Here is a 15,830-nt window from a genome sequence, read left to right as displayed (position 1 = left end):
TTCCCTTATCACGTCACCCGATAATATTCATACGGCTTCCACCGGGAGTGCTCGGATACGGCTGTTTGCCCGTTCCAAGGGCTAGCCGTCACCCATTCGTCGGTGCTTTGCATGAGCTCTTTTAGAACCGATTCGATCGTTGAGTAAGGAACATCTTGCTTCACAACGGTTCGTTCTGCCTCTTCCTTCATTCGGGAAACTTCGGAGCATAAGCGGTTTAAGCAGGCCTCCATGATCGCTCTTCCCCATTCCGCATTCGCTTCAAGCGCATCTGCCCCAATCGCCAGGCGCCCGCCGTAACCCGGCAGCTCTTCGTAACGCTTGGCATTCATATCGACCAAATCCGGCCGGATATGCATTAATTGCGAAAGCTCGTATTTGCCGGCATGGTCGCCTTCGTATAATCCTTCGACCAGCTCCGGATCACTTCTTACCCATACTTGGACTGGAACGTATTTCATAAATAGACTGGCCGCTTTCCGCAAATCCGCCTGATTTCCCCCGCTGTGCCCGGAGATCACAACAATCGCTTTAAACCCCGCATTCACGAACGCCCTGAGCTGATACAGAAAAAAGGAAAGATAAATGCCCGGCGGCATGGCCGTCATATGCGGTTGCTGCTCACCTACCGTCTGTTCCAGCCAGCCGGCATGGTAGCCTGTTTCATGAATGTGATAGCCCATGGAAGGGGCGACGATGCCTCCGGCTTGCCGGGCTGCTTCCAGGCAGAGCCATTCCGCTTTTATCGTATCCAGTCCATAAGCGCTGACCTGCCCATGCGGCTCGCAAAGGCCAAGGGGCAAATAGACGACCGGACATTCCGCTATTCTTTGTTTGAATTCATTAGGCAGCAGCTCCGCCCACAACGTCTTAGACCCAGTATTTGGTTTCATAAAAATTTCTCACCCATCTGTGATGGCGTCTGATTTCCTCAAATACGCTTTCCGGTAAAGGCTCGCGATCAACGGCGGCGATGTTCTCGTCCGCAAACTTTGTCACATGCATCGAGGAGATGGCCGTGGTTACCCCCGAATGATGCAAAACGAATTTAATGGCAAGCTCCGCCAAACTGCTGGCATATGCAGGTATGAACATTTCCCGCAGCCGATTGACACGCTCGATATACAAGCTGCGGGGCATATAATCAAAATAAGATTTTCGGAAATCGCCGTCTTCGAACACCGTGTCCTCTTTCAGGAACCCCGTCAATCCGCCCTCGTCCAATATGCAGCGCGCGATGAGCGCGACGTTGTTCTGCTCGCAAGCCGGAATCAGGCAGTCGAGCGGCTGCGGGTCAAAAATATGAAACACCGTTTGGACGGAATCAATTTTACCGCTTTGCACGATCGGAAGCGCAATATCATGGCGCTGGTCGGGCAATGAAATGCCGATTGCGCCGATCTTCCCTTCCAGCTTGAGCGCAAGCAGCTCATCCATCCAATAGTCCGAGCTATCCCACTGCGGCCAATATTGATGAAGCTGCATCAAATCAATGGTGTCTATGCCAAGCTGCCTAAGCGAAGCTTCCGTGCTTTCCCTTAGCCAGCCTCTCGGATACGCCGTCTCCACCGGGATCGGAATGCCCCAGCCCAGGTTTCCCGGACCTTTGGACTGGATTTTGGAAGCAAGGAAAGGCTTTTCCCCGCTCCACTCCCGCAAAGCCAGGCCTAAAATCCGCTCCGATTCCCCATAGTTGCGCGCGGTATCGATAAAAGTCACACCCCGCTCCAAGCTGTGAATGACGGAGCGGACCAGGGCCTTCTCTTCATAGGCACCGAATGAGCCCCCGAGGCCCATTGCGCCATAGCCTAAGCGTGATACCTGCCTTCCCGTGCGGCCGAACACATTATATTTCATCGATTCGTTCCTTTCCTGCTAGATTGGCGGGCAAAAGCTAGACTTGAATAAACACTTTACCTGCTTCAACCTTCACGGGATACGTTTTTAAATCGACGCATACCGGCGCCCGCTTCGCTTTGCCGGTAGAAATGTCGAAGCGGCCGTTATGCTTCGGGCATTCAATGACGTTGCCCATCACTAAGCCGTTCGACAAATGAATCCGTTCATGCGTGCAGAATCCGTCGGTGGCGAAGTATTCCCCATTGTCCGTCCTGTATATCGCATAGGTGCGATCCTCAAAGTCAAAACGGATCACATCCTCCACATCAATAACATCCGCCGCGCAGGCTTCGATCCATGTTCCGGTCCTCATTGCACTTCACTCCTTAGGCTGGTATCCTGCCGTACGCCGCGCATATAGGGGTGTGCGGTAACCGGCAGCGGTTTTTCTACAACATAAGCGGGATTATGCTTTTGCTTCCGAAGAGCCGCAATCACTTCTTTTAAGGCGGCGAACAAGCCGGGACGCGCAGCCGGACAATCGGCTTTCATCTCTTGATGGAGCTTCGGCAGCGCATGATAGGGAACCATCGGGAACATATGATGCTCGACATGATAGTTCATGTTCCAGTACAGAAACCGCAATACCGGATTCATATAAATGGTGCGGGTGTTCAAACGGTGGTCAAGCACGTCCTCGTGAAGTCCCAAATGCTGCGTAATGCCGAATAAAATGACGACGATCCCTCCGTAAAAAGAAGGCAAAAACAAAAACATAGCGGGAAGTATACTCCCTGCATACACGCATGCGGCAGCGACCGCCAGCAGGATGAGCATGTAAATGCGGGCCTCGCGGAACGTTTTGCGATGCTCAGAGACGGGAATATACTCCTTTTCCTGCGTATCCAGCTTGCCGAATGTATGCAGCATAAACCGTTTCAGCTCAATCGGACCGCCGTAAAGATGGAAGATTTGCATAATTAGAATCTTCCAGACCGGCGGTCTTTCCGTAATAATTTCCGGGTCGCGCCCAACGATGATCGTATCCGTATGATGGCGGGCATGGCTCCATCGCCAAGGCGTAGCAGACCGCAATACCATAAAGGAAGCGATTTGGTACACGAATTCGTTCATCCATGGCGTCTTAAACGCGGTTCCGTGCCCGCACTCATGCCAGCGGGAATCGCCGGGCGTCGCATAGAGAATGCCGTAAGCCAAAAACGCCGGAACCGCCCACCACGATCCCCATGCCAGATAAGCAATATAACCTGCAATGAGAAGCGAACCGAACCAAATGAGCGTATCCCGGATAGCCGGTCCGTTCTTTCTTTTCATCAACTCTTTCATGCGCTGGCGGGGAATCGGGCATGTATACCATTCAGCCGCGACCAGCCCTCGTTCATGCGCACGTTGGTTTTCGGGTCCGGTGATGCTGTAATCCCGTTTTTGCCTGTTGACGGAAGCCATGGATCGCTCCTCCTTTTTGCTGGGAAAATAGGCGGCGGATAAACCCGGAAATCATCGGGCTTACCCGCCGATCCGACCAAACTCAGGATTCGGCAAGTTAACAGCCGTTTTCCTTTAATTTGCCGTCGAGAAACCGTTTCGCGCGCGGGATGTCCTGCTCATCCAGATGCTCGATGATGATCGGTATATTCGGATGAAGCTTGGAGAGGCGCTGCAAATACAGGTCATAATTCAAGATACCAAGGCCGGGTGCGGGGAGTTCCACACCGCCTGCACCGCGAAACGTATGCGATTCAGCCGCATCGATCGCCGCATGCTTCTCTGAGGTATCTACGGCAGGCTTGCAGTCTTTCGCATGAGCGATCTTGATTTTGTCACCCAGCGTATTGAAGATGCGGTTCAGCTCTTCGTCGACTTGATTGATATTTTTGTCCGTGAAATAGTTGGTAGGATCCATCAGAAGGCCAAGGCCCGGGTGATTGACATCCGAGAATAAGCGGGCCAGCTGGTCGACCGAGCCGATGACATTGTTGACGTAGTTTTCCACCAAAAACATAGAACCGTGTTCATACGCAAATTTTGCCAAACTCTCAAGTTCCCCGCATACCGTCTCATAAGCTTCTTCGGTACCGTTTTTCGGATCCCATACCCAATCGCTTTCCGTATTGTACGTTCCCGTCTCGCTGATTACGTAGGGCGAGCCCAGATCGCGGGCAAATTTCAGCAGCGTCTTCAAGCCCTCAATATTTTCCGCCCGCTTCCTTGGATCCGGATGAATGATATTGGTGTATCCAGAAATACAAACGACCGGCAGGTTGGCTTCCCGGAACGCGTCGCGAATATGACGGGCCTTTTCCTGCGTAAGTGAATCGAGCGAAAGGTCCATGTCCTTGAACGACAAATCGAGCTGAACGCAGGAAAATCCGTCTTTTTGAATTTTGGCGATCGTTTCCGAAAGCGTATATGGATAATACCCGTTGAAAATACCTACTGAAATCATAGCGGACTGCCTCCCTCAAACGTATAGGATTTGATTTTGCTTGCCGTCTCAGAAAATTTTACCGTGCGCCGTTCGGCAATAGACTTATAGCACGCCTCCACCAATGCCATCGTATGCAGGTTATCCCTTCCTCCGATTTCAGGCTCCGTATCCGTTTCGACCGCGCGCAGCAGCTGGGCCATCGTTCCCTGGAATGCATCTGGAAACCATACCTGCTCCCATGCGGGACGGTGCCATTTGCCCGGCGACCGCTTGGTCGTAAACTCGAGCGTGCTTGGCGTTCTTTCCGGATAGGTTGGCCAGCCGATCGTCCCTTGAGCTACGCCATCCAGTCCTTCGACTCTCCATTTGATGTAAATATCCTGCTCAGTCCCTTCGCCCGGCCACGCCCACGCATCGTCCAGGCTGGTTGCTAGCAGCTCATTGCCGTACTGGAACGTATATTGGGAAATGCCGTCGATATGCTTGAAGGCGATGCGGGGATCCCTGCGCGCAACGGCGGTAATCCTCTCGGGATCTCCGAACAAATAACGGAAAGCATCGATATGGTGGATACCCATATTGAGAATTTCAACATGCTCATACTTGTGAAGAAAATCCTGCCAATGCGGGATAGCCCGCATTTCGATCGTCGCCAGAACCGGCTCTCCGAGATACCCCCTATCGAGTACCGCTTTCAGTGCCCGCACGGATTGGTCGTAACGCATATTCGAATTGACGCCGATTTTGATGCCCGCCTCTTCGCACAGCTCCACGATTTCGCACGCTTCCCGCATATTCATGGCAAGAGGCTTTTGGCAAAGGATCCCTTTAATATGAGCTTGCTTGACGGCTTCCCGAACGATTTCCAGCTGCCGGTCCGGTGGAACAGCGATATCCAAGATTTCGATTTGCGGATCCCGGATCAGCTCCTCCCATGTTTCGTACACATGGGGGATGCCGCGCAGCTCCGCCACGGCTTTGGCATTTCCATGCGTTCTCGAGCTGATGGCGTACGGGTGAAATCCTGCGTCCCTGTACGCCACGAGATGGCAATCCCTCATAATGAACCCGGAACCGATGCAGCCGATCCGGTAATCTTTGCGCCTAGGCATTTCCGGATTGATGGGTAAATTCAAATCGACAGCTTCCATATGACAGTCCTCCTCCGCTCTTAAAAATTAGGGTGAACAAGTCCGCTGCGCGGGCGATTTGATCTTCCAATCGCATGGAAACCCTATTCTTAAACCAAGGCTTCCACCGCTAGGCTGGTTGCAAAACGGATTTCTTCCCCTGCCCCGATTCCCCGGGCTCCCGTCAGCTCGTGGCCGTAGGGCAGATTGAACGCGTCGGTGACGCTCGTATACGGCTCCAGCGAATAGGCCTCGGCCCAATCGGGACGGAATAAAACGAGAAACGGGAATTTGCGGTCGATGCGGTAGGTGATCGCATACCCGCTGTCCTTCATTTCGATTCGGCAAGTATGGTCCGCTTCCTCGTCTTCCAGTGCCAGCAGCGAGCAGCCGAGCCGCGGATAATCTGTCATGCTGACACCTTCCTTCAACGCTTGACTGAATGGCGTAACTGCCGGCGTTCCCCTAACGAACGCCTCATTCGTTACCGGCCACTCCGAGGCAGCCGGAACCTTCAATGCAAGCTGCTCCCCGCTCTTAAAAGGAATAGAAAAGTAAGGATGGAGCCCAAACGCGAAAGGCGCCTCGTCCTCCCCGTCGTTCCGGATTTTCGTGTCCATCATCAGCCGTCCTTCGAAGAGGCGATAGGTGACGGTAAACGAAAGCGGATGCGGGAAATATTCTAACAGCTCCGGATGCAAGGCGTAATGAAAACAGCTGGTGACCGAAGCTCCGCCATGATCGCTTGCTCCCTGTTTAATAACCTCCCAGCCTCTGGAAGAAATCTCGCCATGCAGATGATTGTCTGGAGGCTCGTTCAAAGGCAGGCTGTACTGGCGTCCGCGAAACGAAAACCGGCCTCGCTTTACACGGTTGGGCGGAAATAAAATAGGCGTGCCGTATTTGAAAGCATCGAACGGTTCATTCTTTAAAGATAGAAGACTGACCGGCGGCATAATAACCGGATGCCCCTTGCTTTCGAAGCGGTAAAGATTGTTGCCGGCCGCCGGCAGCAATTCCGCCGTCGCCTTGCAGGCCGCATCGGTCAATACGATGACCTTAAGCCCTTCCCTGATTTCGCATGTCGCGGCATACCGGCTCATGTCGTACGGTTCACCCCTTTCTTATTTCAAAATCAAGCGTAAAGCCATGCGAGTCCGCCTTATACATCCGTACCTCCGTGCCGCCGAAGCGCTGCATCCAGCAATCGGGACTGCCGAGGAACGGCTGAACCGCTTCCTTTACGAGGTCATTCGTTAAAAAGCTGTCGGTCACGAGCCATTTGCCTTCGCCGGCGCGGCCGCTTGCGGGCCAATGATCCGATGACAGCCATCGTGCAATAATGACCGTTGCTCCCGACTCCGCCCGGCGGCGAACCGCCTTCAAAGACTCTTCCGATATCCGGTCGCCGGCAACCAGTATCAGCTTCGGACAGCCAAGCTGATGTTCTTGTACCGTATCGTCAAATACAAGCACATTGTTGACCGGATAATGCAGCGGATGCACTCGCTCCTCCAAGGGAAACGCCCAGCCTTCCTTCAGCGGAAAGCGATCCTTCGGAACCTCATTTTTCAACCGGTGCCGAGGAAACGAATAGCCGGGAATATGCATGCAGCTTCCATGGGCGGGAATGGTACCGTGACTGAGAAGATGCCACAAATGGAATACACTTTGCGTCGAAGCCGGAGCGGTCAGTCCGCGATTGCCGAATAACCTTTCGTTCTGCCCATAGTTGCTGTCATCCGAATGGATGACAACGATATCGGGCTCGGCCTGGCCATGCGTCCAGGACAAGGGATGCTCCGGAACGAAGCCGCGCACGAACTCATCCCATACGTCCCCGAATTCCGTCTTGCGGAACCGGTCGTTCTCGTACTGCAGCAAAACGTCGATATTTTCCGTAAACAGATGGGTCGGGCTCATATAATAGCCCATTCGCAGAGCCGAAGCGTATTCCTCCGGCGAATGACCTGGAAATCCGGAGGTGCGGGTGAACCATGGTCCAGCATCCGGTCCCCATAGGTCGGCGCAAATCCACATTGCCCGGCCATATTGCTTCGCCGCGCCAAGAGCCGTGGAAAGCTGCAGCGATTGAAACGACTCTTTCATAATTTTCGGGCAAACGGCCATTCCGCCGCGGGCTTTCGTATGGAACAAGGTCGGAAACACGAATTCAGATACGAGCGGCACCCGGTCCGGGTCCAGTCCGGCTCCCGCCAGGACGCCGCGTACGCGAGTCACTCTCGCCGCAACCGCCTCGGTTACCCGTTCCTGTGATTGCGCAAGCGACTTGCCTTCCGTTCCTCCCCAATGCGGCAGAAACTCATCCTTGCGGTATTGCGACGCATTAATTTGCAAATGCTCGGGTTCATCGTACAGCAGTCCGATTAGCTTGCCGCTGCGAGCCGCTTCAAGCAGCGCATCATCCGGCACGTCGTAACGGTTCGTTCCTTCTACGTAAGGGCCGTTAATATTGCCGTACTCGTTTCCTAAGCACACCTCCATGCCGTGTGCCGCCATATCACGAACCATTTCCGATTGGCCGGCCAGGCTGGGGAACATATGGTGCACATAAAACTCGGCGCCAAGCTCCTTCATCGCCTCGACGAACCGCCCGGGGGGCGGCGTATCATCCTGGGAAGGATACACGCTGCCCGTGCCCGTGCGCATGATATCATCTGACGCCTGCCCCGCCCACGAGTCCTGCCAGGCGATAACCGGCCCCTGCAATCCCAGCTTCGGTTTACTCATCGTCTCATCTCCATGTACGTTCCGTCGTTTCCGGCTTAGTTTTTCAAGAAAAGCTCAATGACGGGCACGGTTACGTTCGGCTTCTTGACCGGCAGCTGCAGCGTCAAAATATCGCGCGACCTGCCTTCGTTGAACGCTCCCGCTTCCATCGTCATCTCCTCTTCGCCTTGCACCATTCTTATTTCCGAGGCATCGTTCAGCAGCTGTGCGTATTCCACCCTGCCGGAGAAACCGCGCAGATGAATATGCTTGAAAGGCCAGCTGTAAATGTGCAGATAGAGGCGCTTGCTCTCCGGATTGTACGTAAATCGGCAGTCTTCGGGACATTGGAACTCCTCCGGCGCTGCGGTGCATCCATAAATCGACTTGTTGTGAGGCTTCATCCATTCGCCGATGCCTTTCAGCCGGTCGATAGCCCGTTCGTCGAATTCGCCGCGTCCGGTCGGCCCGACGTTAAGCAGCAGGTTGCCGCCCTTGCTTACCGTATCAATTAACATTTTCACTAGGGTGTCTACGCTCTTCCACGTTTCCTCGTCACGGTAATACCCCCATGAGCCGCTGAAAGTATGGCATGCCTCCCAGACTACACGCTTGCCGTTCATTTGAATCCACTCACGCGGTTGATATTGCTCCGGCGTAGTAATATCCCCCTTCACCTGCAGACGGTCGTTCAGCAGAATGTGCGGCTGCAGCTCACGGATGAGCTTCACCAGCTTCTCGCTTTGCCACTCTTCCTTGCCTTTGCCCGGGAAGCCTTGCTCCGGCGGGATTGAGAAGTCAAAAAACATCATATCGATCTTGCCGAACTCCGTCAGCAGCTCCCTCGTTTGCCCATGCAAATAATCGACATACTGCTGCCACTCGCGGTTCCGTTGGTCTTCGAGAAACTCCTCGTTGTAACGGAGCGGATGCTTAACGTCGAGCGTATAATGCCGATGATGCCAGTCCAATAAGGAATAATACAGTCCCGGTCTGATGCCTTTTGAACGAAAGGCTTCCACCATCGGCGTCAACAGATCCCGGCCTGCCGGCGTGTTCGTCGCTTTATAATCGGTCAGCTTGGAATCCCATAAACAGAATCCCTCATGATGCTTGGCGGTGATGACAAAATATTTCATGCCGGCATCAGCCGCCAGAGAAGCCCATAGCTCGGGATCGTACATATCCGGATCGAAGCGCTTGAAATATTTGTTGTACTGCTCATTTGTCATAAATTCCCGGCCTTTCATCCACTCATGCCTGGCTCCCAGCGAATATAAGCCCCAATGAATGAACATGCCGAATCTATCATGCGTATACCAGCTTGAATCTCCTGTTGTCGACTCAACGTCGAACGCCATGCAATAACCCCCTATAGACCTTAGATTTGACCTTCCTTACTTTAGTTAACGCTTTCATTCCAGCGGCTGATTGTCTATAATTATAGGTGCTTCAAATATAGAGTTCTCTATCTGATATTGCTGTAAAGTTAAGGAATCTTGCTTTTCGGAGGGACTGCGTCATGACAAATCCTCATCAAATCAAACAAGACGTGCCTCACCAAGAGCCCGGCTTTCCGCTGGACGTTTTCCATATCATTCCGAAGGGCAAGGAGATCCTGCACTTGCACTGGCATGACGATTGGGAAATCATTTATTTTATCCGCGGGAACGCAATTTTCTATATTGGCTCCGAGACGGTCAGACCGGAACCGGGCGACATTATGTTCGTAAACAAAGGGCTGATCCATACGGGGTTTTCTGAAGATGACGCTCCTGTGGAATATTACGCGGTGGTCTTTCATTCCTCCTTGGCCGGAAGCTCGATGGCCGACGCCTATCACATGCAGATCACGAATCCTTATATAACCGGAAAGAGTTTTTTTCCCATTCACCTGTCAGTTAAGGATGCGCATTATCCATTCATCGCCGGCATCGTCAAGCAGCTGATCGCCGAATACGAGCAGCAGCGCCAAGGCTACCGTCTCGCAATCCGCTCCATGCTACATCTGTTGCTGGTTCATTTATCCCGTCATCACCAGCTGCAAGGCCCAACTGCCTCCGAAGTTCCGATCGACACAGATTTAACCGAGAAGTTCAAAGAGCTTATCGCCTTTGTCGAGCAGCATTATCCGGAGAAGCTGACCGTGCAGCAAGCGGCCGGCATCGTCAATCAGAGCGAATACCACTTTTGCAGAACCTTTAAGAAAATGACGGGCAAAACCTTCGTGGAATACGTTAATTTGCTCCGGATTAATGCTGCAGAGCAATTATTGATCCATTCTTCCGACCCGGTCACGGAAATCGCGTTTAACGTCGGCTTCGGCAGCGTCAACTATTTCAGCCAGATGTTTAGACAGTACAAGAGGTTTTCTCCTTCGCAATGCCGGAAGCGGAGCATAAATGGACAGGAGTTGTCGTAGTGGGGGAAACGGGAAAAAGGGGCTGTCTCAAAAGGTCTTAAGACCCGAGAGACAGCCCTTTTTTCAATATATAAGAATTTATAAGTTTTCACTTATAAATGGGCTTATATATCTCCGCGAAACGACAGCTTTTGCCACAGAGGGCGGCGACAGCCGTTTACGCTTGTGAAAACAAATGGTTTCTTGGTGATCTGGCGTTGTTGCCTAGCGACATACGGAAGGCGTCGATTTAAGTTTGAGCATGCGGCGATTGCTGCAGCAACGCGGACGATTTCTATCGGGTGTAATGGGGTTCTCGGTCTAAATGTTTTTTGAAAATTTTTGGACGTACGGTCTTGCAGAAGCTAAGAGTAATAAAAGTACGGTCAGAGTTCTACGTTGTAGTTTCTGCAATGTATGGACAAAAAACGAGTTGGATCGAGGTGTATAATGCAGTTTCTGCAATGAGTGCCTATTTTTGAGCGATTAGGAACGTGTGGCGTCTATTCTGCTGTAGTAAATGCATTGTAGCTAAAATAAAGAAGCGTATTCCGTAATTCTGCTGCAGAAACTGCAGTGTACCGGAGCGGCTGGCGGCTAAGAGGATGCCCTGGATTTGCGAGACTAAAGCCCTACGGATACACGATGCTTGAAACCGCATTTAGAGAAATTGAAAGCCGCACTTGGAAAGCTGCCGGAACCATCATCGCAGATGCTGGATAGGGCGGAGAAGAGAACTAGGCTTACCTAGAACAGGAAGAGCTTGAGGCGTTGGTCAAATCCAGCACGTATCATAAGGAAAAATCGAAGAAATGGCAAACGGACATTAGTAAGATTGACAATTGGTATTACGACGAGGAAGAAAATACGTGGACATGCGCGAATGGACGGAACCTTGTCTTTCGCTATGAAAGTAAAGATACAACAGAAAGTGGATTTGAAATCCGACATCGCCATTACCACAGTGTGAGCTGTGAAGGGTGCCCCATCAAATCCGCTTGTACGAAGGCGCAAGGCGACCGAGAGGTTCGAGTCAGTCTGAGATACATGCGTTACAAGCAGCAGGTGCGGGAAAAGCTGCGCAGCGAGGAAGGTTATGCGCTGTCGGTGAGACGAATGATTGAACCTGAAAGTGTATTCGGGCAGATGAAGAATAACCGGGGATTCCGGCGGTTCCTGCTTCGCGGCTTGCCAAAAGTAAGCCTAGAGGTCGGGTGGCTTTCGCTTGCCCATAAACTACTTAATCAAGCAGCCATAGACCAGAATAGAAAAATAGCGCTACAGGAATAGCCCACTGTAGCGCTATTTTTTCATGTTTTCCAACATTTTTGTTCAAAGCGAGCTCTCTCTCCAGCGAGCTTACTACTTTTGGGACAGCCCTTCACGTTCCTTTGTATCTATCTTTTTTTATCCAAAAGGGCCCTGCTTCACAAGTCTGCTTCTAGACTGCCTCTATGGACGCGGGTATTAGGATGCCGTTCAATCCCGCAAGCCGAGTTTATTTGAGCAGCAGAAGCTTGGACTCGGCTGGCGCCAGCTCAATGCGGAGCTCCACGCTCTCTCTCTCGATGCGCTGCTCTTGACCGCTCCATAAATCCCGGACCACTATCCCCTTAGAGGAATCTAAACCGAGTCTTGCAAATGAGACGAGCTTCACGCTTTCCTTTTCTTCGTCAAAGTTAAAGGCGGCAACATATGTGCCCTCTTCTCTTCTCAGCATAAACAGGTCCTCGCCTTTGCTGCCGCTCCTTCCCTCCACCGGCTTAAAGGTTTCGCCGCGCCGCGCTAGCGCCATGACCTCGCGGTTCGTCATCCATTCCTTTGCCCGCCGAGCAGCCTCCAACACGCGGTAATCATCACCGAGCAGCAGCGACGTGCCGGCAATCACGGCGCTGTTCAGCCGGCTTCTCCCTTCATGCTCGCTGGTTGAGCGCTGATTGTCGCTTTTGTAAAGCACCACATGATCGGGATCGTTAAAACGATATAGGCTGTCATTGATCCACCAGCCGTAAGTAAGCGCGTTTAGCATGTATTCGGTATCGTTAATCGTCCCGAAGGCGTCGCAGGAAACGCGGCGGCTGTGCGCATAGCCATGCGGAAATAACGGCGCTATCGATAAATTGATCAGAAAAGGACGGCCAACCCGCTCCGGCGAAAGCGTATCGCGGATAAGCGCCATTCCGATATTGTAAGCTTGAATTCCCGTACGCACACTCTCTTGGTGGAATCCGCCTTCCATCGCCCCGTGGGTCAAGAAATCCAGCTTCACGTAGTCAAAGCCAAGCTCAACAAAGCTGTCCAGGCTCCGCTTGATCCGCTCCTGCGCTTCGGGATGCGTCGGATCAATCGGAAAGGCTCCATCCAGCTTCGGCAGCGGCTGTCCAGCCTGGTCCTTAATCAGAATTTCCCGGTAAAGCACCCTGCCTTCCGTTCCTTCAACCGGCGTATCCGGATCGCTTCCCCAGAAAGCGAACGGCGTATAATAGATGCCCGGTTTTTGGCCGTTTTCCTTCACCCGTCGTACGGCGTCTTTGAGCTGCTCCTCAGGCAAGCTGTTCCAAAAAGCATCAAAATTGACGTACAAGCTGTCGTTGTCATCCGAAAAGCCGTTTTGCTGCAGTTCCTTGGCAAAAAAATCTGACGTGTGCGTATAAACGTCGTAATCCAGCTTGCTCATAACGGCAGACCAGCTGTTCCACCCCATCGGAATGCCGCCCTCCCATGGCAGGGCAGGGGACAATACCGCGTTAGCTCTCCCATACGCTTCAAGCCCGCCGCGGTAGTCTTCAAACGCTCCCACGAATATCGTCGGCGATGTAATGCTTCTGCCCCGAATAGCGCCGTGCGCAACCGTATCCCTGGTCTGCATGTCCGCCGCTCCGCCATATACGCGAAGCCTGCCAACCGCTTCCGCGAACGTGCCTTCCACGACTACGCCCGTTTTCCACCGGTCATGCGTAACCGATCCAAGCACAAAGCCGTTCCTGCTGGTTGAGCGGTAGATCGCCGTTGCTTCGTAGCTGTGCACGCTGCATGGAATGGCATGAGAGGCATAACGCACCCATTTATCATTATCAAACGGGATAAACATCGCTCTTATCTCTTCGCTTGGATCCGTGCCTTCCGCAAAGGAAACCACGCTCCCGTCATTTAAGTAAGCAGCCAGCGGAGTCAGCTCATTCGTCTCCCAATCGAATTCACTTTCCGCCTCAAGCTCGGTCAATAAATAAGGCAGCTGCTCATACATGCGGAAATGCTGCCGCAGCACGGGCTTACCGAGCTCCTCGTGCACAAACGTCCAGCGGATGCCGCTGCCAAAGCCGTCCGTAATCGGCTGCGCTTCCGTTTCCTTTACGTAATGCTTGCCGTAATACGTGGAACGTAATTGCTCCAGGCCATAACGTGCTTCTGCATAAAGACCGTTCAATGCTTCGCCGCTGCTCCATCGCAGCGATACGCTTCCGTCCGCTACATTTGCCCTCGCCTGTATAATGCCGTTATCGACGACAAATTCGTCCTTGCTTTGCTCCAGCTTGAATACTCCCATGATCATTCTTTATCAGCTCCTGTATTAGAATGAAAGAAGGCCGGCTGCGCCGGCCCTCCTACACGCTCTGCTAGTCGTTATTTCCAAAGCTCTACGCGGTTTTTGTAATTGCTTGTATAAATCGCTTCAACCTTTTCGTCGCCAGCCGCTTTCATATCGCTCAGCATTTTATCGAAAATGCTGCTCGCTTCCTCAGCCGTTTTTGCCATGATCGCTTTGGTCAAAGCCTGCTTCACAATATCGTTCACCTTCTGCTCATTAAGCGCTTCAGGCGTGCCTCCCTGTGGTCCTAAACCGTCGTACAGCACGGAATCGTAGACGGAATCGGACATGTTTTTGAGCGCCATTTGATCGACCGCTCCGCGCTCGTAGCGTCCTGCCAAATCATAAGGCATGCCGTCAGAGCCTTTTCCGTTCTTGATAAACCAAGTCCATTTGCGAATGCCCGTTTCCTTTGTATACGCATTCCAATCATCCTTGAAGCCTTGAAGCACTTCCGGACGAGGCGTATGCTTGCCGTCCTTCATATCCCAGTGCTTACCCTCGATGCCCCACATGAGCAAATATTGGCCTTCCTCGCTTGCCAGGAAGTTCATGAACTCCATCGTACGCTCTGGATTTTTATTTTTCTTCGTAATCGTAATCGCATCCCAGCCAAGCGAGCTGCGTCCGCCGTAGGTGGTTTTTGCCGGATCTACGCCGTCTGCGACAACCTTGTAAGGAAACAGCTGCGATTCCTCACCGCGATCTTTCTTCAGGATTGTATTAGCTCCCCCAGCATCCCAGTAAGCGCCTGTAGTGGAAAGTACCGTGCCTGTCGCCAGCTTTTGTTCCCAAACCTGCTTCTTGTTGATGGCCCATTCTTTATCCAGCAAGCCCGAGCGGTACAAATCATTCATATAAAGAATCATATCGCGATACTTCGGATCTTTTACATCAAACTGCAAGTTGCCGTTGTCCTCGAAGAAAGGCATCATGCCGAACATCCCTTTGAAGGTGCCAAGCGAGCCGCCGAAGTTTTCTCCGTCCATCGACAGGGCAATCGTCTCTTTTCCGTCCATCATCGGATATTTCGCTTTGAAATCCTGAAGCAATTTTTTAAATTCCGATGCGGTGAACGGTACGCCGCCCTCTGCTTTATCCGGCGCCAGCTCCTTCATAATATCCTTGCGGATATTGAAGCCGAATACCGGCTCGCTCTCAAAGCCGTACCAATTGGAGAGATAATAGTTTTTACCGTCTTTATAGCGGGTCTTGTTCAGCACGTCGCCATACATCTCGGAAACATCAGGACCATGTGATTCAATCAAATCGTTTAATGGAATGATGGCGCCCGATTCGATATATTTGTTGACCAAATCGCTGCTGCGCTCGAATAAAATAATGTCGGGAAGGTCATCGCTCGCCAGCATCAAATTAAGCTTCTCCGCCGGATTTCCGGTCGGTTGTTGAATTTCAACGGTAATACCCGTCCGTTTCGTAATCTCCGCAGCAACCTCATTGCTGAACTTATCGCCTGTATTTTTATCAAAGAAAGTTAGCGTGAGCGGTTCTTTTGATCCTTTCTCAGAACCGGTTTCATTTACAGCGGCATTGCCGCCGTTTTTCGTATTGCCCGAGCCACAGGCAGATAATACAGAACCGACGACCATAACGGCGAGAAATAGAACGAGCCATTTTTTAATACGCATAGTAGAAGTCCCCCTTATATGTGATCTTATTATAGTACATCTC

The 15,830-nt window shown here is 52.1% G+C and carries 12 protein-coding genes and 1 pseudogene; 2 read left to right on the top strand and 11 right to left on the bottom strand.

Features of this window, described 5'->3' with window-relative positions:
- Positions 1-8: 8 nt before the first annotated feature.
- The 9 genes from RCO25_RS01035 to RCO25_RS00995 form a co-directional block, all read right to left on the bottom strand.
- Positions 9-893, bottom strand: a complete 885-nt coding sequence (locus RCO25_RS01035) for a creatininase family protein (RefSeq protein WP_308994291.1) — start codon at positions 891-893, stop codon at positions 9-11.
- A complete protein-coding gene (locus RCO25_RS01030; RefSeq protein WP_308994290.1) occupies positions 871-1,857 on the bottom strand; it encodes an aldo/keto reductase in 987 nt (328 codons plus the stop codon). The genes RCO25_RS01035 and RCO25_RS01030 overlap by 23 nt, the downstream gene beginning before the upstream one ends.
- Before the next feature lie 37 nt (positions 1,858-1,894).
- A complete protein-coding gene (locus RCO25_RS01025; RefSeq protein WP_308994289.1) occupies positions 1,895-2,212 on the bottom strand; it encodes a MocE family 2Fe-2S type ferredoxin in 318 nt (105 codons plus the stop codon).
- On the bottom strand, positions 2,209-3,306 hold the full coding sequence (locus tag RCO25_RS01020) for a fatty acid desaturase family protein (RefSeq protein ID WP_308994288.1): 1,098 nt from the start codon (positions 3,304-3,306) through the stop codon (positions 2,209-2,211). Before RCO25_RS01020 ends, RCO25_RS01025 begins: the two co-directional genes overlap by 4 nt.
- 97 nt (positions 3,307-3,403) lie before the next feature.
- Positions 3,404-4,306, bottom strand: a complete 903-nt coding sequence (locus RCO25_RS01015) for a sugar phosphate isomerase/epimerase family protein (RefSeq protein ID WP_308994287.1) — start codon at positions 4,304-4,306, stop codon at positions 3,404-3,406.
- The gene (locus RCO25_RS01010) at positions 4,303-5,439 is read right to left on the bottom strand and encodes a Gfo/Idh/MocA family protein (protein WP_308994286.1); all 1,137 of its coding nucleotides are present in this window, start codon (positions 5,437-5,439) and stop codon (positions 4,303-4,305) included. Before RCO25_RS01010 ends, RCO25_RS01015 begins: the two co-directional genes overlap by 4 nt.
- Before the next feature lie 89 nt (positions 5,440-5,528).
- Entirely contained in the window at positions 5,529-6,521 is a 993-nt protein-coding gene (locus tag RCO25_RS01005; protein ID WP_308994285.1) for an aldose 1-epimerase, read from the bottom strand.
- 10 nt (positions 6,522-6,531) lie between these two features.
- Positions 6,532-8,169, bottom strand: a complete 1,638-nt coding sequence (locus tag RCO25_RS01000) for a hypothetical protein (protein WP_308994284.1) — start codon at positions 8,167-8,169, stop codon at positions 6,532-6,534.
- Between the two features lie 35 nt (positions 8,170-8,204).
- On the bottom strand, positions 8,205-9,509 hold the full coding sequence (locus tag RCO25_RS00995; RefSeq protein ID WP_308994283.1) for an alpha-L-fucosidase: 1,305 nt from the start codon (positions 9,507-9,509) through the stop codon (positions 8,205-8,207).
- 161 nt (positions 9,510-9,670) lie between these two features.
- Here RCO25_RS00995 and RCO25_RS00990 point away from each other — a divergent pair, with 161 nt between their 5' ends.
- Together RCO25_RS00990 and RCO25_RS00985 are read left to right on the top strand one after the other, a co-directional pair.
- Complete coding sequence (locus tag RCO25_RS00990; protein WP_308994282.1) at positions 9,671-10,570, top strand: AraC family transcriptional regulator; 900 nt, start codon at positions 9,671-9,673, stop codon at positions 10,568-10,570.
- A 610-nt stretch (positions 10,571-11,180) separates the two neighbouring features.
- Positions 11,181-11,839, top strand: a pseudogene (locus RCO25_RS00985) (transposase); the annotation flags it as partial.
- A gap of 208 nt (positions 11,840-12,047) precedes the next feature.
- On the opposite strand, the gene RCO25_RS00980 reads toward RCO25_RS00985, so the two are convergent.
- Positions 12,048-14,102, bottom strand: a complete 2,055-nt coding sequence (locus RCO25_RS00980) for an alpha-galactosidase (RefSeq protein WP_308994280.1) — start codon at positions 14,100-14,102, stop codon at positions 12,048-12,050.
- A gap of 71 nt (positions 14,103-14,173) precedes the next feature.
- A complete protein-coding gene (locus tag RCO25_RS00975) occupies positions 14,174-15,787 on the bottom strand; it encodes an ABC transporter substrate-binding protein (RefSeq protein WP_308994279.1) in 1,614 nt (537 codons plus the stop codon).
- Positions 15,788-15,830: the final 43 nt, after the last annotated feature.

This window comes from Paenibacillus sp. LHD-38, from assembly GCF_031157315.1.
Lineage (GTDB): Bacteria > Bacillota > Bacilli > Paenibacillales > Paenibacillaceae > Pristimantibacillus.
This window is presented reverse-complemented; position numbering and strand designations above follow the sequence as displayed.

Coding starts and splice junctions, on each gene's coding strand:
- RCO25_RS01035 (WP_308994291.1), bottom strand. CDS start 893: ATGAAACCAAATACTGGGTCTAAGACGTTGTGGGCGGAGCTGCTGCCT.
- RCO25_RS01030 (WP_308994290.1), bottom strand. CDS start 1,857: ATGAAATATAATGTGTTCGGCCGCACGGGAAGGCAGGTATCACGCTTA.
- RCO25_RS01025 (WP_308994289.1), bottom strand. CDS start 2,212: ATGAGGACCGGAACATGGATCGAAGCCTGCGCGGCGGATGTTATTGAT.
- RCO25_RS01020 (WP_308994288.1), bottom strand. CDS start 3,306: ATGGCTTCCGTCAACAGGCAAAAACGGGATTACAGCATCACCGGACCC.
- RCO25_RS01015 (WP_308994287.1), bottom strand. CDS start 4,306: ATGATTTCAGTAGGTATTTTCAACGGGTATTATCCATATACGCTTTCG.
- RCO25_RS01010 (WP_308994286.1), bottom strand. CDS start 5,439: ATGGAAGCTGTCGATTTGAATTTACCCATCAATCCGGAAATGCCTAGG.
- RCO25_RS01005 (WP_308994285.1), bottom strand. CDS start 6,521: ATGAGCCGGTATGCCGCGACATGCGAAATCAGGGAAGGGCTTAAGGTC.
- RCO25_RS01000 (WP_308994284.1), bottom strand. CDS start 8,169: ATGAGTAAACCGAAGCTGGGATTGCAGGGGCCGGTTATCGCCTGGCAG.
- RCO25_RS00995 (WP_308994283.1), bottom strand. CDS start 9,509: ATGGCGTTCGACGTTGAGTCGACAACAGGAGATTCAAGCTGGTATACG.
- RCO25_RS00990 (WP_308994282.1), top strand. CDS start 9,671: ATGACAAATCCTCATCAAATCAAACAAGACGTGCCTCACCAAGAGCCC.
- RCO25_RS00980 (WP_308994280.1), bottom strand. CDS start 14,102: ATGATCATGGGAGTATTCAAGCTGGAGCAAAGCAAGGACGAATTTGTC.
- RCO25_RS00975 (WP_308994279.1), bottom strand. CDS start 15,787: ATGCGTATTAAAAAATGGCTCGTTCTATTTCTCGCCGTTATGGTCGTC.